Origin of the sequence: Psychrobacter sp. Pi2-52 (assembly GCF_904846705.1) — a bacterium.
Taxonomy (GTDB): Bacteria; Pseudomonadota; Gammaproteobacteria; order Pseudomonadales; family Moraxellaceae; genus Psychrobacter.
This window is the reverse complement of the sequence record NZ_CAJHBS010000013.1, coordinates 73599-95915: the sequence shown is the minus strand read 5'-3', so window position 1 is coordinate 95915 and position 22317 is coordinate 73599. Positions and strand designations below refer to the sequence as shown.

Genomic DNA, 22317 nt, shown 5'->3' with positions numbered 1-22317 from the left:
TGTGAGGTGTTGATGGTGATACCACGTGCTTTTTCTTCTGGTGCTGAGTCAATAGACGCGTAGTCTTTGGCTTCGCCGCCAGAGGTGATTGCAGCTACGGTTGCGATTGCAGCGGTAAGGGTTGTTTTACCATGGTCAACGTGTCCGATTGTACCGACGTTGACGTGTGGCTTGTTACGTTCAAACTTGGCCTTTGCCATGGGTATTTCCTCTTTTTTTGGGGTTCAAGACTTAACTCATATAAATATGATTATTAAGACGATTTTGACCACATTAAGATAATTGTTAAAAGGTTGCACATACTAATGTGCAGATATTATAAGAAAATCGCGGCCAATAACAAGTCTTTTAACAAGTTATTGGCGTATTCTTCGGTGACAATACACAGACATACTCTATATTGTCACTTTCAGTAAGTTTTATTTACTCGTCATCATCTTTAGAGTTGAACTTAGAGATGATTTCAGCAGCAACTGATTTTGGAATTTCAGCGTACTTTTGGAATTCCATTGAGTAAGTTGCACGGCCTTGTGACATAGAGCGCATTTGAGTGGCATAACCAAACATTTCCGCTAATGGTACTTCAGCACGAATCTGTTTAGTACCGCCAGGTAGATCTTCCATACCCTGTACCAAACCACGACGACGGTTAAGATCGCCCATGATGTCGCCCATGTAGTCTTCAGGTGTTTCAACTTCTACTTTCATTACTGGCTCAAGTAGCGCTGGATCAGCTGCTAAGAAACCTTTTCTGAAGGCCATAGAACCAGCCATCTTAAATGACAATTCATCAGAGTCAACGTCATGATAAGAACCATCATACAAGGTCGCTTTTACGCCAACTACTGGGTAGCCTGCAAGTACGCCGTTTTTCATGCGCTCTTGGATACCTTTGTCAACAGCACCGTGGAATTCTTTTGGTACAGTACCACCAACAACTTCTTCAGCGAATTCATATTCAGTGTCGCCAGCTGGATCAAGTGGCTCAAGACGTAACCAAACGTGACCAAACTTACCACGACCACCTGTTTGACGTACGAATTTGCCTTCTTGTTCAACAGTGTTACGAATCGTCTCACGATAAGCAACCTGAGGTGCACCGATGTTTGCTTCAACGTTGAATTCACGCTTCATACGGTCAACAAGAATCTCTAGATGTAGCTCACCCATACCACTGATGATCGTCTGACCAGACTCTTCGTCAGTGTGTACACGGAACGATGGATCTTCTTTTGCCAAACGGCCAAGAGCGATTGACATTTTTTCTTGGTCAGCTTTAGTCTTTGGCTCAACAGCTAGAGAGATAACTGGATCTGGGAATTCCATACGCTCAAGAGTGATCACGTTGTCTTCATCACATAGCGTATCACCAGTAGTCACATCTTTCATGCCGACTAGAGCTGCGATATCACCAGTACGAATCTCTGCAAGCTCTTCTTGAGAGTTTGCCATCATCTGTACGATACGGCCAACACGCTCACGCTTCATCTTAACTGGGTTATAAACACTGCTACCCTGTTTCATTACACCAGAATAAACACGTACGAAGGTCAAGTTACCCACGAATTTGTCATTCATGATTTTGAACGCTAGTGCTGAGAAAGGTGCTTCATCTGATGCTTCACGGCTGCCTTCGCTTTCGTCTTTGTCATCAAGAATACCTTTAATAGCAGGTACGTCGATTGGTGCAGGTAGATACTGAATAACGGCATCTAGCATCTTCTGTACACCTTTGTTCTTAAAGGCAGTACCACAAAGAAGCGGGATGATTTCGTTATCGATAGTTAACTGACGAATAGCACCGTGAATTTGTTCTACAGTCAATTCACCGTTTTCTAGGTATTCGTTCATCAACTCTTCGTTTGCTTCAGCAGCGTTTTCTACAAGATGCTCGCGGTATTCTGCTGCTTTTTCTTGTAGTTCAGTTGGGATTTCGCGCTCATCATACTGCATACCTTGAGACGCTTCGTCCCAATAGATAGCTTTCATGGTCACTAGATCAACAACGCCTTCGAAGTCATCTTCTTTACCGATTGGGATAACCAATGGTACAGGGTTACCACCCAAACGAGTTTTGATCTGTTCGATAACACGATAGAAATCAGCACCAACACGGTCCATTTTGTTTACAAATGCAAGACGTGGTACTTTATATTTGTTCGCCTGACGCCATACGGTCTCAGACTGTGGCTGAACGCCGCCTACTGCACAGTAAACCATGCAAGCGCCATCAAGTACACGCATAGAACGTTCAACTTCGATCGTGAAGTCAACGTGACCTGGGGTATCGATGATGTTGATACGGTGTTCGTCAAACTGTTTAGCCATACCTGACCAAAAACAAGTTGTTGCCGCTGAGGTAATAGTAATACCACGCTCTTGTTCTTGCTCCATCCAGTCCATAGTGGCTGCGCCATCATGTACTTCGCCAATTTTGTGGCTAACACCGGTATAGAATAAAACACGCTCTGTAGTGGTTGTCTTACCAGCATCGATGTGCGCTGAGATACCAATATTGCGATAGCGTTTTAGGGGAGTTTTACGAGCCATAGTGTTTTCCTAGGAAAAGTCGTGTATATAATAATGTATTGTGTCTCTACCTCATACTCTATGACAAAGCGTTCAGCTTCGTAATATTACTTACTGATTATTGAGCCTAATACGGACAAAAAAAGAGCAAATACTAAGAATAGTGCGGCATCAAATTTGGGATGCTCTCCAGCAAAAACTGTATTTGTTAAGAGAGACATCTGGATAGATGTCCGCCACCTCAGTCATCAATAAATAACATTTATATATGACCGAATGATGATGGCGGCATTCAATAGAATAAACAACAATGTAAGATTAAATGGCATGAGCCTCTAATCTCAAGCTACTATTAAAAAGTAGCTTAGAAACGGTAATGAGAGAATGCTTTGTTAGCATCTGCCATGCGGTGAACTTCGTCACGCTTTTTCATAGCAGCGCCTTTGCCATCAGCAGCATCATTCAATTCGCCAGCCAAACGCAAAGCCATTGATTTTTCAGAACGCTTAGCAGCAGCTTCAGCTAACCAACGCATAGCCAATGCAGTACGACGGGAGGGGCGTACTTCCATTGGTACTTGATAGGTTGCACCGCCAACGCGGCGAGCTTTTACTTCTACCATTGGGCGTACATTTTCTAGCACTTCTTCGAAGAAAGATACTGGATCTTCAACTTTACGCTTCTCACTTACTGTCTCAAGTGCACCGTAAACGATACGCTCAGCAGTAGATTTTTTACCATCACTCATTACATGGTTGATGAATTTTGCAACAGTTTGGCTACCAAACTTAGGATCCGGTAGGATCTCACGGGCAGCAACGACGCGACGTCTTGGCATAATAAATTTCCTTATCTTCAGGAGTGTCTAACATTCACAACATCGACTACTTACCATTAGGATACAGCAGTGAGTTATCAGTTAGCCTTACTGCATGGTGGTATGTTTTAAGAGCAAATCCCAGATATATGTTTATATAAAAGCGATATTACTACTGACACCAAACCCATGCACAGTTATTGGGTAGTGCAAGAAGCTTATCTAATAACGTTTAGTTATTAAACTTTAGGCTTCTTAGCACCGTACTTAGAGCGACCTTGCTTACGGTCTTTAACGCCTGCGCAATCTAATGCACCGCGAACAGTGTGATAACGTACACCTGGTAGATCTTTTACACGACCACCACGGATTAGAACAACACTGTGCTCTTGTAGGTTATGACCTTCGCCACCGATGTAGCTTGATACTTCATAGCCTGAAGTCAAACGTACACGACATACTTTACGCATGGCAGAGTTTGGTTTTTTTGGCGTGGTAGTATATACACGAGTACATACACCGCGACGCTGTGGGCACGCTTCCAACGCAGGAACTTTTGACTTTTCCTTGATGGTTTTGCGACCTTTACGAATCAATTGGTTAGTTGTTGCCATAAGGCATCCTTCTCCCGTTTGGTATAAAACAAAAAAATGGGCCAATGCACCATCTATCTGACAATAATTGCAGATTTCGGGGCACCCATTTTTAGGACAGTGTATTATAAAGAGTTGTTGCTGCTATTTCAACCACTTATGAATGGTTTCGCTTTACAACATTTGATAGATATGCATTCAGCCTCTCATTGTATCACTTTATAGATTTTTCGCCGAAAAATAGCGTAATAAATAAAGCAAACAAAGTGAGCTCAAGCATCATTAAGAAAAGATGTTTAACATTGAAATGGTACTTGATAGTAACTAAGTGGTGGTATTTATCCTAATTTTCAAGTCGTGTTGCTCAATCAAACTAAGATAAATACCATCGTGCTTATAAATATATAACCCAACTAGCAAATAATATGTTTATTACTTGGCTTTTTTATCAGACGTTTGCTTGTCTGCGTCTTTTTTACTGCTAGTTTCTTCTTTACTAGCTTCTTCTTTACTAGCTTCTTCTTTATCAGTGACTTTTTCTGAATCACTGCTTTTTTCTTGGCGCTCTGTGTCTTTTTTCGCCTCATCAGTATCAGCCTTTTCTACTTTAGCCTCACTGCTGCTGTCATCAGTAATAGCACGATTGGCCAATTTTGCTTCTGGTGCAAAGGTCGCTTGAGCAACGCCAATAACTTCGTCAATCAACTGACTGTTGTAGTGCATACCGATCGCTACTGCGGTGACAGGAATAAAACGACGAACCCATGATAAATTAATCTGATCTAAATCTATACCTACTTGGCTTGCGACTTTGTCTATTTGCTCAGCATAGAAATTTACATTTTTATTTTTCAGACCGAGATTTTTAAGTTCACTATGCAGTCCATTGCTCTGAGCATTATCGAGCAAACCTTTACCAATACCTAGACCAGCTAGTAGCGCTTGTTTTTCTTGCATCTTGCTCAAATCAGCGTTTGATAGTAGTTCGTACGCCATCTTGACGCCTTGCTTACCTGTCAGCGGCTTATTATATACAGCAGCAATCTGATAAACCGTACGTAATGAAACCAGTAATAGCCATAGTGTATCAGCGAGCAAACCTGGTAGACCTACCAAACCCGTCAAACCACCCATCATTGCAAGCGCGCGGTTTTGATTAGCAATATCAGTAGCTAGCGCATAACGCTCTTCGTCATCTAAAGTAGCAATATTGGCAAAGCGATGCTCATTAGGTAAGTCGAGTTGACTCCAGTTGGCAGCGAGGTTGGCCACTTGGGCAAATGCACCATCAACTGTCGATTGAAAAAAGCTATTCGGCACGACTTTCTTGGCATATTTACCATAAGTAGCAAAACGTGGTCCTAAAAGTTGCTGCGTCGCCTTCAACGTTTGCTCACGAAACAAGTCTTGTTGGTAGTCTTCGTCGCCTAGGTCGACGGCTTTATATTGACGCGGTTTGCCGGTTTTAGCGTTTACGCTGTCAATCATAGCCCCTACACGCTCTAGGTTGTTTCGAGTAAAAGAGCCAATGGTATTGATGCTTTTAGAAAGAGTACTACGCTTTGCCATCGTGATGTCCTTAATATGATGAGTTGGTTTTTTAATATAGTTGTATTTTAATATGATAGTTAATTATTAATAATAACGAATCTATTATTTTAGCCAGTTATCGTAACTAGTGTCAGTGCGAACAATGTTATTAGAATCACAAATTTTGTATCTAAAGTATAATTCCGTCCATAATCAGTAGTTAGTCTTACTTCTCATCTCTTTGCTCAAAACTTAGTCATAAGTGTTATTTTGTCATTATTTTACACTTGTCCAAAGATTTCCAGTGCTTGATACGTTATCATGTGCCATAACTGAGAGCATAATTGTACACTGAATTTATATTGCCTCTGATAGACCGTTAACAGAATTTCGTTACCTAAATTCATGCTATCGTTATCTACATAGACTATTTTTTCATTATAATGCTCGAATTAACTCATAGTTAAACATCATATATAGATTTACCACGATTATTGCAACCAACTGCTAGCAAGTCGTTACTTATAAGGAATAGCATATGCGCCGCGTCGTTATTACTGGAGCAGGGATTGTCTCTTGTATTGGACATGATTTAGATACTGTCACCACTGCCCTCAAAGAAGGTCAGTCTGGCATCACATTTAACGATTCTTATGCTGAGCACGAGTTTAAATCACACGTGAGCGGTAGTATCAATCAATCAGAACTGGATACCAGTGGTATCGATCGTAAGCTGAAACGGTTCTTTAGTGACGCTAGCCTATACGCTTATGTTAGTGCGCTAAATGCGATTGAGCACTCTGGCCTGTCACTTGATACCATCAATAACAACCCACGAGTGGGTGTAGTGGCAAGTTCGGGCGGCGCATCAACAGAAAACATTGTTAATGCTATCGATGCTATGCGCGAAAAAGGTCTACGCGGTGTCGGCGCAATGGCAGTACCAAAGACAATGGGCAGCTCGGTATCAGCCGCTTTAGCAACCGGTCTAAAAATACAAGGCGTCTCCTACTCGCTCGCCTCTGCTTGCGCGACTTCAACACACTGTATCGGTCATGCTGCTGAGCTTATCCAATTGGGTAAAGCCGATGTGATATTGGCTGGTGGTAGTGAAGCTGAGCATTGGACTCAATCTTGTATGTTTGATGCCATGGGCGCAGTTAGTACTCAGTATAACGACACACCAAAACTTGCTTCAAGAGCCTATGACAAAGACCGTGACGGTTTTGTGATTGCTGCTGGTGGCGCGATGGTGGTTGTAGAGAGTCTAGAGCATGCTCAAGCACGAGGTGCCAATATTTTGGCTGAAATCGTTGGCTATGGTGCCAGCTCTGATGGTGCGGAAATGGTTGCGCCAAGCGGTGAAGGTGCAGTTCGCTGTATGCAACAAGCCTTGGCCGAAGCGGGTCTAGAAAGTGTTGATTATATTAACAGCCATGGTACTAGTACACCACTGGGCGATATTACTGAGCTTAAAGCGATTGCTAAAGTATTTAATAATGACGTCAGTAAAGTACCTGCTATCAGCTCAACCAAATCAATGACAGGCCATAGCTTGGGTGCTGTTGGTGCACAAGAGCTGATTTATTGTCTGCTAATGCTACAGGACGGCTTCATCGCTCCAAGTATCAATGTTGACAACCTAGATCCTGCTGCTGAAGGTTTCGATATCGTCACCGAAATGCGTGAAGCAAATCTTGAAACCTTGATGAGTAATAGCTTTGGCTTTGGTGGTACTAACGCTACGCTAATTATCAAAAAGTTTGACGCTTAACCCATGCTTGTATCAAATCACAATACAACTGAACAGACAGGTTCTGCGCCATCGCCAGCTAGCAAACCTAGCTGGCGTTTTGGTGATTTGTCTACTGCAGAGCTGATGCCGCAGCTACAGCGTCACTTGCTCGCTCAAGATATTAAAGCAAACTGGCAGCTTGTTTGGCTTAATAATGATGGTCGACCAGTAATCGGCTTACTCCCAAAAGTCAGCTGGTCTGTTTATCCCAATGAGAAGCAAGCTTCTAGTGATTTACACAATATTTACAAGGTGATTAAGAGTTGTCGCAGTACTGGCGTGCGTCGCGATACTGATGTAAATAGCGATAACAATAGTTATGCTAGTACGACAGCTTATATAAGCTATCTAGAGTGGCAAGAGGAGCTGATCGCTTATAGCAATGCCCAAGAAGTTAATCACGACACCTCATATATCAATAACGAAGAAATCTCGAAACCCAGTTATTATCATGGGCTCATCGGTTTTATTGGTTATGATATTGCGGCTCATGAGCTAAGCCCTGCCGATAGAATTGAATTGGCATTGCAGCCGTGTGCTTCGTTGGGACATTATGATATTTATCTAACGCCTACAGCACATGTTGATACAGGTTGGGCATTAAAGACTCATCTGACTAACGATGACTCTTCTGAGAATATTGGTCATAAGACAAACGATAATCTTATAAATACTCTTACCTCTTACCTCGACGAACTGGATCAAAAACTGTCTGATAACTATCTCAATCAACCACAGTTTAAAGATGCATCAAACATTACTCCCCTAGTTTTAAGTCCGCGATGGAGCAAGTTTGATTATCAACAAGCATTTAATCGCACACAAGATTATCTACAGCAAGGTGACTGCTATCAGATAAACCTGACACAGAAATGGTCTGGCAGTCTAGCGCGTGAAAATAATGATGTTCAATCAGCCTTTTCGCTTATTGACTATTTGCCTGCGCTATATCGCAATACAAAAGCGCCTTTTGCAGGATATATGAGCGTTGATAGAAATGATGGTGATTACCTAAATAGAAGCAGCTTTGTCGCAGACAGCAATCCTTTTGAATTGTTAAGCTGCTCACCTGAGTTGTTTTTTACATTCACTAGAGAAGACGATACTGGTAAACACTCTATTCGCACGAAGCCTATCAAGGGAACCATGCCGCGAGGCAGTACTAACGAGCAAGATGATCTGTATAAGCAGCAACTGGTCGATAGCGAAAAAGACCGTGCCGAAAATGTCATGATTGTCGATTTACTGCGTAATGATTTGGGTAAATACGCCAAAACTGGCAGTGTGAAAGTACCACAATTATTTGCGATTGAGAGCTTTAGCAACGTGCATCATATGGTCAGCACTATTACCGCTGAGCTAAAAGTTGATACTCATCCGTTGGCTGTATTATTTGGTAGTCTGCCTGCTGGTTCTATCACTGGCACACCAAAAAAACGCGCTGTCGAGATTATCGCTGAACTGGAATCTACGCCACGCGGTGCTTATTGTGGCACTATGGGTTATATGAACTTTGACGGTAGTGGTCAATGGAACGTTTTGATTCGCACTTTGCAAGCCAATACTTCGTCAAATGACAGCCTTAATAAAGAAAGGCACATCAACCTGTGGGCAGGTGGCGGTATTACGGTCGCGTCTGATTGTGATGCTGAATACCAAGAATGCTTAGATAAAGTAGGTAATTTATTATCAGTACTGGCTCAAAATATGTAGCCTTACAAAGTTAAATGTCATCACTAATTTGAAATTAAAAAAGCCTGCCAACGTTACGTTAGCAGGCTTTTTTTAAGACTTAGCGATAGTGTTTTACGTGATGAGTAAAAAGACTTACCTACCAATATCCTATATTAAGCTATCAATCTAGTATTATTCAGCAGCAACGCTAGCATCGACCTGCAAGGCTTTTAGCGCATCAATCAAACGGTTGTTCTGCTCTGCCGTACCGATCGTAATACGCAAGTACTCTGCAATACGCGGTTTGTCAAAATGACGAACAATAATGCCCTGCTCACGTAACGCACTCGCGACAACGCTAGCATTGCCATCTTTTGGACGAGCAAATACGAAGTTAGCATGTGACGGTAGAACGTTATAGCCCAATGTAGTCAACTCTGCTGTTAGCGACGTACGTAAATCAATGACTTGCTGACGGGTCTGCTCAAAATACTCAGTGTCTAATACACTCGCAGTCGCCCCAGCCTGAGCCAACTTATCCAATGGATAGCTGTTAAAGCTATTTTTCATACGTGTTAGTGCTTCAATCAATGATGCATTGCCAAAGGCCATACCAACGCGTAATCCAGCAAGCGAGCGTGATTTTGAAAAGGTTTGGGTCACGATAACGTTATCACACTCATTGATTAGGCTAACTGCTGAGACTGGAGCATCTGCATTGCTTTCATCTATCTGAGCAAAATCGATATACGCTTCATCAATCACAATGACCGCATTAGAATGCTCACTCGCAAGTTTGCGAATATCAGCAAGTGACAGCAGTAAGCCCGTTGGTGCATTAGGGTTGGCGATGATAATACCGCTACAAGGCTGACGATAAGCATCAGGGTCAATGCTAAAGTCTTCCTCTAGAGGAATCTGTACGAGCTCTACACCAAACGTCTGTGCATATACAGGATAAAAACTGTAACCAATATCAGGTGATAGTAGCGGACGCTCTTTTAGAAAGAAGCTCGCAAAGACTAATGCCAAGACTTCATCTGAACCATTACCGACAAATACTTGATTGATATCAAGATTGTATGACTGTGCCAATGCAGCACGTAGGTCATTAGATTCAGGAGCAGGATACAAACGTAACTCATCAGCTTGCTGCTCCAAAACCTTGGCAATAGCCTCCCCTACTTTTGGCGAGGGTGGAAACGGGTTTTCATTGGTATTTAGTTTGCATAGATTGTCGTGTTGCGGCTGCTCACCTGGAACATAAGGTGACAAGTTGCGCGCTTTAGACGACCATAGTCTGGTGTCTATCTTTGACTCACTCATAAATTATCCTACTATTAGCCACAAAGACTATCAAAAATAAATATCAAAAGTAAAAGCTAAAAATTCAAAATCAATTACTGATAACGATAACGAGCTGAACGCGCATGGGCTTCTAAGTCCTCACGCTGCGCTAAAATATCTGCCGTCTCAGCCAAAGGCTTACTGCCGGATTCACTGCAATAGATAATAGAGGATTTCTTTTGAAAATCGTAAACACCTAACGGCGAAGAAAAGCGCGCCGTACCTGATGTTGGCAGTACATGGTTCGGTCCTGCACAGTAATCTCCAATAGCTTCAGGTGTATGACGACCCATAAAGATAGCGCCCGCATGACGAATATCGTTTAACAGTGCGTCAGGATTATCAACAGATAACTCTAAATGCTCAGGAGCGATACGATTGATAAGTGTCATACCTTCGCTACGATCTTTTACCAAAATCAGTGCACCGCGGTTCTGTAATGAGTCACGCGCGATATCTGCTTTTGGCAGTTCAGCCAGTGCTTTTTCTATTTCTAGCGCTACTTCGTTGAGTTGCTCTTCGCTAGTCGTCACAAAGATAGCTTGTGCAATACGATCATGCTCAGCTTGAGACAATAGATCCATCGCTAGCCAGTCCGCTCTATCTTGTGCTTCGCCTTCTGCATACACCAATACTTCTGAAGGTCCAGCAATCATATCGATACCAACTTGACCAAATACTGCGCGTTTGGCGGCGGCGACATATTTGTTGCCTGGTCCTGTGATTTTGTCCACGGCTGGAATCGTTTCAGTGCCGTAAGCTAAAGCTGCTACTGCTTGAGCGCCACCAATAGTGAAGACACGATCGACTTGGGCCAAATGAGCCGCTGCCAATACTAAAGGATTGAGCACGCCTTTAGGCGCTGGTACGACCATGATAACTTCATTGACGCCAGCCACCTTAGCAGGAATAGCATTCATCAATACTGAAGAAGGATAAGAGGCCAGACCGCCCGGTACATAAATCCCAACGCGATCAAGTGGTGTAACTTTTTGACCCAATCGGTTGCCTAGCTCGTCTTCATACTGCCATGTTTCTTGTACTTGGCGCTCATGGAATGTCTGTACCCGAGTCGCTGCTGTGGTCAACGCTGTCTTTACTTTTTCATCAAGATTGGCAAATGCTTCAGCAAGTGCTTCTTTAGACAACTCTAACTCTTGCATCGACGTTGCTGGATGTTGGTCAAACTGCTGAGTCAATGCCAATACGACGCTATCACCATCAGCACGTACTTGGGCGATGATATCGTCGACGGTATGTAATAGTTCAGCATCATTGACTGTTTCAAAGGCAAGCAACTGTGTCAATTGACTATCGAAATCGGCATTTTGGGTACTTAACTGGCGCATGACCTAATCCTATATCTGAGCATAAAGTAGTGCTAAAAATGAACGGTTTGGAACTGAGTAAAGTAGATTTGTACGGTAAGAGTATTGCGACTTATTCGCTGTCTTCTTGTCTGAATTTTATGGTGATTTTATATTTTCGCAAGCTAAGACAACAAAACCAGTTTAGCACGCTACGTCACTCATAGCCTGCTAAACTGGTTTAAAAATTTGTATAACCGTGCTTTATTTTACCAATGACTTGCACTGGATCATTAGCTGTTGGCGATACTATTTTTAAAGCTATCTAAAATTGGTTCTAGTAGTGCAAATTTGCGCTTATAGCTGACCTGATTGACGATCAGACGTGATGAAACATCACAAATATGATCGCGGGCTTCAAGTCCATTGGCGCGTAGTGTGTTACCGGTGTCGACCACATCGACAATCAGATCGCCCAAGCCGACCAATGGCGCAAGCTCCATCGAACCGTAAAGCTTGATGACATCAACCTGCTGACCTTGACTTGCAAAATAAGCACGAGCGACATTGACATATTTGGTCGCGATACGCAGACGACGATTTGGCAGCGGTGCATCTTTCACACCCGCAGTCATCAGTTTGCACTGGGCAATCTGCAAATCGAGCAATTCATAAACATGATTGGCACCATGCTCAAGCAGCACATCTTTACCTGCCACCCCAAAATCAGCAGCGCCATGTTCGACATAGGTCGGCACGTCGCTGGCACGCAAAATCAATACACGCACATTTGGATTTGAGGTTGGAAAAATAAGTTTACGTGACGCTTCAGGATCTTCTAAAAGATCAACGCCAGCTGCACGTAGCAGTGGCATGGTCTCTTCTAGAATGCGGCCTTTTGATAAAGCCAAGGTTAGACCTGAAAACTCATCGTTTACTTCGTTTAATAAACCGCTGGCTGGTAAAGATTTGCTTGTCTCAGTCATAATGACATCGTGTCCATGTGCAGTCCCCTATTGAAAGGAGAGTTTTTAATTTATAACGTAATATGGGTAACAGCCGATATTGAATCAATCAATATTAAGCGTTGGTATTAATACGCTCGATGTTCACGCCTAAGCTACGCAGCTTATCTTCAACATGCTCATAACCACGATCGATGTGGTAAATACGGTCAATCAGGCTCTCGCCTTCAGCAGTCGCCGCTGCCATTACCAATGACATAGACGCACGCAAATCCGTCGCCATTACTGGTGCTGCAGTAAAGTTTTCGACACCTCGTACTACGGCAGTATGACCGTCAACCTGAATAGACGCGCCCAAACGATTGAGCTCTGGTACATGCATATAGCGGTTTTCGAAGATGTTTTCAATAAAGGTACTTGTACCGTCTGCTAAGCAAGCAATCGCCATGAGCTGAGCTTGCATATCCGTTGGGAAACCAGGATGTGGCTGAGTACGGATATCAACCGCCTTTGGACGGCCTTTCATTTGCGCGCGAATCCAGTCATCACCGCTCGTGATAGTTGCACCCATGTCTTCGAACTTCTCTAGCACTGGTGTCAGCAATAGAGAAGATGTTTTTTTGGTCAATACATCACCACGTGTCATCAAGGCACCAGCAAGGTATGAACCTGTCTCAATACGGTCAGGGACAACTGAGTACTCACAGCCGTGTAAACGCTCTACCCCTTCGATGGTCATCGTTGACGTACCGATACCGCTTATTTTGGCACCCATCGCAACCAACATATTGGCCAAATCAACCACTTCTGGCTCTAACGCACAATTGCCTAAGACAGTGGTGCCTTTAGCCAATGCTGCTGCCATGATGACGTTTTCAGTACCGCCGACGGTAATCATATCAAATGAGAAATTACAGCCTAATAGCTTGCCACCTTTTGGCGCTTGGGCCTTTACATAGCCATTTTCCACACTTATTTCGGCACCCATCGCTTCAAAAGCTTTTAGATGCTGATCAACAGGGCGTGAACCAATCGCACAACCACCTGGCAATGAGACTTCAGCTTCGCCAAAACGTGCCAGTAACGGCCCTAGCACCAATATTGACGCGCGCATGGTTTTTACCAAATCATACGGAGCATAGAAGTTATCGATACTCTTGGTATCGCACGTGACCGTATCGTCTTGCTTTTGGATTTTGATACCCATGCCACCGATCAATTCAATCAACGTTCGCACGTCTTGTAGTGACGGCACGTTATGCAGTGTCGTTGGAGTCTCAGCCAATATCATAGCTGCGAGTAACGGCAAAGCGGCATTTTTGGCGCCTGAGATGGTGACTTCCCCTGCGATACGACTACTACCAGTGATTAAAAATTGATCCATAAAGGTGACAACCTAGCGATGAGTATAAAAAATTATGAAAACTAGAACTATAACTCTCAACCATGCATATGGCCGATTCAGTAATATCTAGTCATATAGACAGCTATTTAATTAGCCTTTTGATTGAACGTCCCACTCAGCAGGCGTCAGCGCTTGGATATTGAGTGCGTGAATATCGCCACTCGCAATCTTATCATTGACTAACGCATATACTGCTTGCTGACGTTGAACCGCGCGTTTGCCTTCAAAGCTGGCATCGACCACGCGTACGTCAAACTTATTACCTTGGTTGGCAGCTTGAATAAAAGCGTCTGGGAAGTGAGTCTGTAAAAATGCGATCAAATCGTCAGCGTTCATGCTCATAGAATGGTCTGCCTTAAAGTTTAGAATAGGGTATAGATTTAAAGTGATGACATTATAACAAGAGTTTGCATATCTTACAGCACTGTCTGTGTATAAGCGCACATGACATATACATATCATCAATTTTACATAAACGGGATACAATATCAGGCGCTTTTAAACTGCTATAGCGCATCGACTATAAGCACTGACTATAAATAGCACCGACCAAACAGTCACTGTAATGGTTGCTTGGACGATGAAAGACTCTAAATAACATGCCAAAATTTTAACGTCTTTCCATTTGAACAACTCGTCTTATGGTACGTCTTTCAATCACGGCATCTGATTGACTGGCTAAAGTAAACTTTACCTCAGACTCCCGTAAGCTCTCTGGAATCTCAAGCTGCATCACCACCGTGGTTTTGGCATCGCAAGGTACAGTGATACACCATTGCTGCTCGATGCCTTTTTCGATGATTGGATTCCACTTAATATCATAATTGTACTTTTTAGTTACGCGCTCAAGCTTCGGGACGATGACTTTATTGAGATAAGCAGGCCGATCATTCTCTCTTAGCTCGTTATATTGATTTATCTCTGAATCAGTGAAGGGTATATTGGCGATAGGCTGTGAGCTAGGATCTTTGAGTATGATAATATCAATCCCTAATATAGGATCATTACCTCCTGCTGCCAATGCTAATGACGGCAAGGCTAAAGTTAGGCTTAATAGGGATAGCTTAAGTAGTTTCACGAGGATAGTCCTTTTATTATAATGAGAGGCTAAATTCCGTTTTCTTGTATGACCTTAAGTGTTGATAAATCAGCTTTTCGTTGCCCTTTTAACGCATTCTCATCTGAGCAACACGCTTTATAGTGCGTCTTTCAATCACGGCGTCTGGCTTACTGGCTAAGCTAAATTTAACATCAGACTGACGCATACTCTCAGGAATGGTGAGCTGAATGATCATGTTGCTCTTGGCATCACAGGGCACAGTGATACACCATTGCTGCTCGATGCCTTTTTCGATGATTGGATTCCATTTAATATCATAATTGTACTTTTGATTGACGCGCTCAAGTTTCGGGACGATGACTTTGTTGAGATAAGCAAGGCGATCATTTTCCCTTAGCTCATTATATTGGCTTATCTCTGAGTCAGTAAAAAGTATATTAGCGATAGGCTGCGAGCCAGGGTCTTTTTTGATAATAATATCAATCCCTGTAATAGGATCACTGCCTCCCGCGGCAAATGTCAACGAAGGTATGGTTAAAGTTAGGCTTAATAGTGACAGTTTGAGTAGGTTCATGGTGGTAGTCCTTTTATTTGAGTTGGCTTTCCTTAACTTATGGTCTTATATATTTTAATAGCGACCTTTCTATAATAGAGATAGACGGCATTGAATGAACAGTCTTTTTTTGTATTTATACTTCTAAATATACAGATATAGCGAAACATAAAAAGCCCCAGCAGGCGCTAGGCCAAACTGGGGATTTAGTATGAGAGATTACTTAACAGTGCTGAAGACCTATCAAAAATCTATTTTAGGGCTGTCTGAGGCGCTATCAAAAAACACCCTAAACTATTTTAGTTATTGCAGCTGTTTATTGAGATAAGTCAGCACTTGCGCCCGTACATCATTGACCCAGCGCAAGGGTTTTGCCATCGCACCAATACTAGTGGCGTGGCTTGCGCCTTTGATCTCACCCGTCTCAACCGTTGCGCCAAAATCCTTTAGTGCTTGGGTCATCTTGATGGTATTAGTATCATAAACGATCTTGTCATTCTCTGCGGTTAATAGTAGATACGGCGGCTGAGCGCCCTTTAGCTGACGATCGGGCATCACCTCATCAGGCGTTGCATCGCTAGGAAAAGCACTCGCACTATCGAACTTACGAAAATCATAGCTATAAGGCCCTGCGATACCGACGACCGCACTAATATCACTAGGCTTAACCCCATAAGGTGCCAAAAAGTCCGCATTGGATACGGCTGCTACTGCATTAAACGCGCCAGCAGAATGCCCCATCACTGCTAGGCGTGACGGATCTGCATGGAGACTGGTCGCATTTTCAATACTCCAAGCAATTGCTTGAGCCGCATCTTTGACATAATCAGGATAGACGTGTTCAGGCGCTTTACGGTAATTAATCACTGCGGTGACATACCCTGCTTTGGCTAAGCTCTGACCGACAAAGGCATATTGTTCTTTATTACCGCTCTCCCATGAACCACCATGGACAAATACCACCATAGGATATCTAGTGTTGATAGTACTTTGAGATTTCATAGCTTGTGCTAGCGGTTTTGGATAATAGATATCTAGGTCTTGTGAAGGCTGATCACCATATAGGATATCCTTACTCACCCCAACGCCACCACTAGAAGTAATCCCATTGACGATAGCTAACGGTGATAGTGCCTGTGCGTTTTGCGTGGCTAGCGCGATACAGCCCAATGCCAATATTGCCGCACCACCAAATCTCAATGTGCGTGTTTTCTTATGAGCAGGTTTATTGTTTATGCCTATATTACCAATGACGCTTGTCTCTTCATTTGGTTGTATATTTGCCTGTGAATCCTTCATGACCAGTATCCTATTATATTTATTTATCAATCAGTAGTAACAGGCTAACAGCGATAATGTGTTATCCACTTGCCAATGATATTTTTGATATTATCATCGTTGGCTAATGCGCTGACTCTGCTACCTTTTACTATTGATATAGTACTCACTGGCTGAAGATTTCTCGTGCCTTTACTGTTATCACTATTTAGGCTTATTGTGATTAACGTCCTTTATTGCATGGCGAACTAAGGATGCTTACTGATTCTGATAAAGGTCGATATAAGGGCTTGAAGACGGCTGAGCAGTATTAGCGTCTTCCTCTGTTATGACAATAGGCGTTGCCGTGCTGATAGTAGTATCTTGAGCAGCTGGCGCTACTGCAGGATTGGCCAAATTACTCTCGTACATGATGTCATCATTATTTATTTTGACCCCTCTATCGTCGACGACAGTTGTCAACAATACCAACTCGGTGACTCCAACAGTACCATTGGCGATATCAATCAGATGACTCTGCTGAGTAGGTGTCATACGACCCATAATGTAGACCACACCATTATTGGTAACGGCTTTAATCTGTGACGCACTCACACCATCGCTGGCGGCTATTTTCGCCAGTAGCTTTGAAGTGATATAACCATCATGAACCGTTGAGCTATACCCTTTTGACGCACTCACTTCCATCTCATTGTAGACACGGCGTACATCTGGCATAGAGCTAACGACTTTTTCTACTTCTGCTTTGAGCGTTTCAGTTGGCACTTCACCTGTGAGCAGTACTTCGCTGTTGAAGCTATCGATACCCATACGGCTGGTTTGCTGCAGGTCTTCTTTTAACCCGTATATATTGATTTTGGCAGTATGTTCAATACTACGATCGAGCAGACGCTGCGGAATCGTGCGCTCAGTCATTGGCACACCATAAGTCCCTTCTGTACTGTTGGTCAGATAGTTGGTGGCACAACCTGTACTGACAACGCAGGCAGCAATCATAATGCCAGTCGTAATACGGCGTGATGAACCAAAAATAGCAGTGCGCAAATGCATCCGTGTCATTATTTACCTCTTAGAACATGGTTGTGACAATTTTATAAGTAGTGACGAGCTAAACGTAGCGGTAAGATAATACTGTATCTGATTTATAGAGAGTTGACTATAACCGCTACTTTACTTAATTTTGGCCATCAGCGGTTAGCTTTTTAGTAACGAACCTTACTTGTCAGATATGGTTAGATGCTTCATTTGGCAGCATCTATCTTACTTATTCTATTACCAAGCACTGGCTATAAAAGCATTTTGAATCCATTCTGGTTGATTGTCTAACGGCTCATTTTTCAGACTCAACTCATTCATCGTGTTGTAAGCAATGACATCAAACCGGCAATCATAATGAGCATACTCAGGATGCTGCTGCAAAAAGGACTGCGCTGTCTTAATCACTTTGCGCTGTTTGCTTGCTGTCACGCTGAGTGCCGCATCGCCATAATTCGAGGACTTGCGCTGGCGAACTTCGATAAATACCAATGTTGACCATGCTGAACCTGTCTCAATCATGACCAGATCCAGCTCACCTATCTTTGGCTGTTGCCAATTTTGTACGACCAACCTCAACCCTTGCGCTTGTAAATACTCACATGCCTGCTGCTCAAACCGACTACCTTGGCGTTGTTTTGGTGAGGTTAAGATTAAGGGATTATGATTAGGCATAAGGTTAATTGGTCTGATTAACATTTGAGAATTATCATAGCACAACATGCTAAACTAGCCACTTCTGCGCATTCTACTCTCAAAATCTATCGATTGCCTCATTCGTTATTTGACTGAAAAACCATAGATAACGACTGTACATACTAGCGCACTATTATTTTCTAACGTCTTTTTAACGACCCGAGGTTTTCATGTCTACCCCTACTGCGATGCCAGCTTGTCTCTATATCGTTGCCACGCCGATTGGCAATATGTCCGACATGACTTCGCACGCAATTGATGTCTTAAAGCAGGTCGCCATCATTGCCTGCGAAGACACCCGCACCTCCGGTAAACTACTGTCACATTTTGGTATCGATACCAAAGGCAGTAAGGCTGACGAGACAAAAGACTCAGAGACTCGTCCTGCCAAAAGTAGTATCGAAAATGATGATACGGCTACCAAGCAAAAAGGTCACAATAAACTATGGGCCTACCATGAACATAATAGCGCCATTCAAACGCCCAAAATTATCGAAATGATTGAGCAAGGTCATTCGGTTGCCTTGATTAGTGATGCGGGTACACCTCTGGTCAGCGATCCAGGTTATCAATTGGTACAAGCCGCGCATGAAGCTGGCGTGACCGTATCACCTATCGTTGGGGCTTCTGCTGCAATTGGCGCATTGTCAGTAGCAGGGTTACCCTCTGATCGATTTAGCTTTATTGGGTTTTTGCCCGCCAAAACGCATGGTCGTCAAAAACAGCTGAGCGATCTAATCGCACGTACCGAAACTTTAATCTTTTATGAAGCGCCGCATCGCATCGTAGCTAGTCTAGAAGACATGGCAGCGATATTTGGTGCAGACCGTGCGGTGACTTTTTGCCGGGAATTGACCAAGACGTTTGAAACGGTACATAAGAGCACCCTTGGCGAGTTGGTTGAATTTGTCAAAGCAGATGACAATCAGCAACGCGGCGAGATAGTCGTGGTCGTCGCTGGTATCGGTGTGGCAAAAGATACTGACGACATCAGCACTCATGATAAATTGCTACAGCGTTTGCTAGAGGATTTGTCAGTCAAAAAAGCAGCCGCACTGGCCTCTGATATCACTGGTGTAAAGAAAAATGCGCTTTATCAGCGTCTACTAGAGTTGCAAGCTGACTAGTTTTTAATAATAAAAAGATAACCATTTATAAATGAATTGAGGAGAGACAAGCAATGTACGATGTAATGGCAATAGGTAATGCGTTGGTTGATCACGAGTATGTGCTGTCAGATGCGGCACTAGAAGAGACCGAGCTGACCAAAGGTAATATGACGCTGGCTGGTATTGAAGAGCAGCAGCAACTACTGGCTTATTTTAAACTGGCTGAGATTGAGCCATCAAAACAAGCAGGCGGTGGATCTGCAGCCAATACTATGTTTACCTTTGCAAGCTTAGGCGGTAAGCCTTTTTATGCTTGCCGCGTCGGTGATGATGATCAAGGGGCGTTTTATCTCAGAGACTTGCATGAAGCAGGTGTCGCGACCTCAGACAAATCTATTCATGAAGGCGGTGTGACCGGCTCATGTGTGGTTGCCGTCACCGAAGATGGCGAACGCACCATGCAGACCTATCTTGGTACTTCAAGTGAGATTGTCGCTGACAATGTTGATTTTGACGCATTGACGCAAGCAGATTGGCTATATATCGAAGGCTATTTGGCGATGTCTGAGAGCATCCAACCAGCGATGACTCAATTACGTCAACAAGCCGGCATTCATAATGCAAAAATCGCGGTGAGCTTTGCTGACCCTGCGGTAGTAAAATTTGCCAAAGATGGTTTGCTTAATATGCTCGGCAACAAAGTCGCAGTGATATTCTGTAATAGCGAAGAAGCCAAGCTATTCACTGATAAAAAACAAGTCAAAGCAGCGGCGCGTGCCCTGCTTGAATATTGCCAAATTGCCGTCGTCACTGATGGTGCCAATGGTGCGGTAATCGCCCACCAGCCTAATGACGAGGCAGAAGTTGAAGTCTATGACGTTGCAACGCCAGCAGTGGCCAACGTCATCGATACCAACGGTGCAGGCGATAACTACGCTGGTGCTTTCTTATATGCACTATCGCAGCAGTATAGTCTGCCAGAATGTGGTCGTCTTGCTAGCGAAATATCAGCACAAGTTATTCAGCAGTTTGGACCGCGTCTTGCCTCGCAGGATTATCGAGATATCGCGCAGCGTGTACTGTCTTCTTAATTGTTAAACACATCTGTTGGACGCAAAACAAAAAGCCCATATCAAATCGATATGGGCTTTTTTTATATCATTCAGACTTGTTCAAACAGTTTGCTCAATTAATAAGCGCTTGTTATTAAGCAGAAGCTAATGCTTGGGCAAGATCGGCTTTGATGTCTTCGATATGTTCGATACCAATCGACAGTCGTACCATGTCCGTACTGACGCCTGCATTTTCTAGCTCTTGCTCATTTAACTGACGATGGGTCGTCGTCGCTGGATGACAGGCCAATGATTTCGCATCACCGATGTTTACCAAACGAGTTATCAGTTGCAGCGCATCGATAAAGCGCGCACCAGCTTCTAGTCCACCTTTAACACCAAAGGTCAAAATGGCAGAAGGCGTGCCTTTCATGTATTTTTTGGCAAGCTCGTGCTCAGGATGGTCAGACAGACCTGCGTATTTAACCCAAGCAACTTTATCATGGTCACGCAGATATTCTGCAACGGCTTGTGCATTTTGCACGTGACGCTCCATACGTAGACTTAGCGTCTCCATACCTTGCAAGATACCGAAAGCATTGAGCGGGCTGAGGGCTGCGCCAGTATTACGTAATGGCGCAACGCGGGCACGAGCAATAAAGGCTGGCGCGCCTACATCTTTGACGAAGTTCACACCGTGATAGCTGTGATCTGGCGTGTTCAACAGTGGGAAACGCTCAGGATAATCACCCCAAGCAAACTTGCCACTATCGACAATTGCACCACCGATTGACGTCCCCGTACCACTCATGTACTTGGTCAATGAGTGAATCACAATATCTGCACCAAACTCAAACGGACGACATATCGCTGGCGTCGCCACGGTATTATCAATCACGACAGGTACACCGTATTCATGGGCGACATCACTGAGCGCTTGAATATCCACGATATTACCGAGTGGGTTACCGATACTCTCTGCAAACACCATTTTGGTCTTGTCATCGATTAGATCACGAATGGCTTCAGGGTCTTTATGATCGAAGAAGCGCACTTCGATACCTTGACGCGGCAAAGCATGGGCAAATAAATTATAAGTACCGCCATATAGCGTTGATACAGCGACGATATTGTCGCCTGCTTCACAAATGGTCTGAATTGCATAGGTGATGGCAGCCATACCAGAGGCTACGGCAAGCGCACCAATACCGCCTTCTAACGCAGCCACACGCTCCTCTAGCACTGCGTTGGTTGGATTCATGATACGAGTATAGATATTGCCTGCGACTTTTAAATCAAACAGATCTGCACCATGCTGAGTATTATCAAACGCATATGAACTGGTATGATAAATAGGCACGGCGACTGCTTTGGTCGTTGGCTCTACACTATAGCCGGCATGAATCGCTAAGGTCTCAAGACGTTGAGGAGTTTCTGATTGTTGGGCTGTCTGCTGGTCTGCTGATCCATCACTCATAGTACATTCCTTTATTTTGATAAAAGATGATTTATTGACGACATATCGCCTAAAGTCACCTTAAAAAACTGTCTGCTAAATCATAGCAATAAAAA

At 43.5% G+C, this 22317-nt stretch carries 20 protein-coding genes; 4 read left to right on the top strand and 16 right to left on the bottom strand.

What is annotated here, in order from left to right; genetic code table 11:
* The 5 genes from JMY00_RS08640 to JMY00_RS08620 form a co-directional block, all read right to left on the bottom strand.
* On the bottom strand, window positions 1–200 hold a 200-nt coding region (locus tag JMY00_RS08640), incomplete at its 3' end, for a GTP-binding protein (protein WP_240990707.1).
* Between the two features lie 223 nt (window positions 201–423).
* The gene (gene fusA / locus JMY00_RS08635) at window positions 424–2550 is read right to left on the bottom strand and encodes an elongation factor G (protein WP_101205359.1); all 2127 of its coding nucleotides are present in this window, start codon (window positions 2548–2550) and stop codon (window positions 424–426) included.
* Window positions 2551–2893: 343 nt separating this feature from the next.
* Entirely contained in the window at window positions 2894–3367 is a 474-nt protein-coding gene (gene rpsG / locus JMY00_RS08630) for a 30S ribosomal protein S7 (RefSeq protein ID WP_057761735.1), read from the bottom strand.
* Window positions 3368–3585: 218 nt separating this feature from the next.
* Complete coding sequence (gene rpsL, locus JMY00_RS08625) at window positions 3586–3960, bottom strand: 30S ribosomal protein S12 (protein WP_011281154.1); 375 nt, start codon at window positions 3958–3960, stop codon at window positions 3586–3588.
* Window positions 3961–4371: 411 nt separating this feature from the next.
* Complete coding sequence (locus JMY00_RS08620; protein WP_201579864.1) at window positions 4372–5508, bottom strand: EcsC family protein; 1137 nt, start codon at window positions 5506–5508, stop codon at window positions 4372–4374.
* Between the two features lie 499 nt (window positions 5509–6007).
* Between JMY00_RS08620 and JMY00_RS08615 the strand changes: the two genes are divergently transcribed.
* Together JMY00_RS08615 and JMY00_RS08610 are read left to right on the top strand one after the other, a co-directional pair.
* The gene (locus tag JMY00_RS08615; protein ID WP_201579863.1) at window positions 6008–7243 is read left to right on the top strand and encodes a beta-ketoacyl-ACP synthase II; all 1236 of its coding nucleotides are present in this window, start codon (window positions 6008–6010) and stop codon (window positions 7241–7243) included.
* A gap of 3 nt (window positions 7244–7246) precedes the next feature.
* Complete coding sequence (locus JMY00_RS08610) at window positions 7247–8977, top strand: anthranilate synthase component I family protein (protein ID WP_201579862.1); 1731 nt, start codon at window positions 7247–7249, stop codon at window positions 8975–8977.
* A gap of 153 nt (window positions 8978–9130) precedes the next feature.
* On the opposite strand, the gene hisC is transcribed toward JMY00_RS08610, so the two are convergent.
* The 10 genes from hisC to JMY00_RS08560 all read right to left on the bottom strand — a co-directional run bounded on the left by hisC (window position 9131) and on the right by JMY00_RS08560 (window position 18611).
* Entirely contained in the window at window positions 9131–10264 is a 1134-nt protein-coding gene (hisC, locus tag JMY00_RS08605; RefSeq protein WP_201579861.1) for a histidinol-phosphate transaminase, read from the bottom strand.
* Window positions 10265–10338: 74 nt separating this feature from the next.
* Window positions 10339–11634 carry a histidinol dehydrogenase gene (hisD, locus tag JMY00_RS08600; RefSeq protein WP_201579860.1) on the bottom strand — a complete coding sequence of 432 codons (1296 nt, stop codon included), beginning with the start codon at window positions 11632–11634 and terminating at the stop codon, window positions 10339–10341.
* A 251-nt stretch (window positions 11635–11885) separates the two neighbouring features.
* Window positions 11886–12578, bottom strand: coding sequence for an ATP phosphoribosyltransferase (hisG, locus tag JMY00_RS08595; RefSeq protein WP_101205353.1), 693 nt, complete (start codon window positions 12576–12578; stop codon window positions 11886–11888).
* Between the two features lie 94 nt (window positions 12579–12672).
* Entirely contained in the window at window positions 12673–13941 is a 1269-nt protein-coding gene (gene murA, locus JMY00_RS08590) for a UDP-N-acetylglucosamine 1-carboxyvinyltransferase (RefSeq protein ID WP_201579859.1), read from the bottom strand.
* Window positions 13942–14052: 111 nt separating this feature from the next.
* Window positions 14053–14304 (bottom strand): BolA/IbaG family iron-sulfur metabolism protein, encoded by a 252-nt coding sequence (locus JMY00_RS08585; RefSeq protein ID WP_102091608.1) that lies wholly within the window; start codon window positions 14302–14304, stop codon window positions 14053–14055.
* Between the two features lie 268 nt (window positions 14305–14572).
* Window positions 14573–15040: a hypothetical protein gene (locus JMY00_RS08580; RefSeq protein ID WP_201579858.1), complete on the bottom strand. Its 468-nt coding sequence runs from the start codon at window positions 15038–15040 to the stop codon at window positions 14573–14575.
* An 88-nt stretch (window positions 15041–15128) separates the two neighbouring features.
* Window positions 15129–15596 carry a hypothetical protein gene (locus tag JMY00_RS08575; protein ID WP_201579857.1) on the bottom strand — a complete coding sequence of 156 codons (468 nt, stop codon included), beginning with the start codon at window positions 15594–15596 and terminating at the stop codon, window positions 15129–15131.
* Between the two features lie 282 nt (window positions 15597–15878).
* Window positions 15879–16874, bottom strand: a complete 996-nt coding sequence (locus JMY00_RS08570) for an alpha/beta hydrolase (protein WP_201579856.1) — start codon at window positions 16872–16874, stop codon at window positions 15879–15881.
* A 237-nt stretch (window positions 16875–17111) separates the two neighbouring features.
* A complete protein-coding gene (locus JMY00_RS08565; protein ID WP_201579855.1) occupies window positions 17112–17912 on the bottom strand; it encodes a BON domain-containing protein in 801 nt (266 codons plus the stop codon).
* A 213-nt stretch (window positions 17913–18125) separates the two neighbouring features.
* Window positions 18126–18611, bottom strand: coding sequence for a YraN family protein (locus JMY00_RS08560; RefSeq protein WP_201579854.1), 486 nt, complete (start codon window positions 18609–18611; stop codon window positions 18126–18128).
* Window positions 18612–18754: 143 nt separating this feature from the next.
* On the opposite strand from JMY00_RS08560, the gene rsmI reads away from it, so the two are divergent.
* Both rsmI and JMY00_RS08550 read left to right on the top strand, forming a co-directional pair.
* Window positions 18755–19711: a 16S rRNA (cytidine(1402)-2'-O)-methyltransferase gene (gene rsmI / locus JMY00_RS08555; RefSeq protein WP_201579853.1), complete on the top strand. Its 957-nt coding sequence runs from the start codon at window positions 18755–18757 to the stop codon at window positions 19709–19711.
* A 53-nt stretch (window positions 19712–19764) separates the two neighbouring features.
* Window positions 19765–20784: an adenosine kinase gene (locus JMY00_RS08550; protein WP_201579852.1), complete on the top strand. Its 1020-nt coding sequence runs from the start codon at window positions 19765–19767 to the stop codon at window positions 20782–20784.
* 115 nt (window positions 20785–20899) lie between these two features.
* On the opposite strand, the gene JMY00_RS08545 is transcribed toward JMY00_RS08550, so the two are convergent.
* Window positions 20900–22222 carry an aminotransferase class I/II-fold pyridoxal phosphate-dependent enzyme gene (locus JMY00_RS08545; protein ID WP_201579851.1) on the bottom strand — a complete coding sequence of 441 codons (1323 nt, stop codon included), beginning with the start codon at window positions 22220–22222 and terminating at the stop codon, window positions 20900–20902.
* Window positions 22223–22317 lie beyond the last annotated feature (95 nt).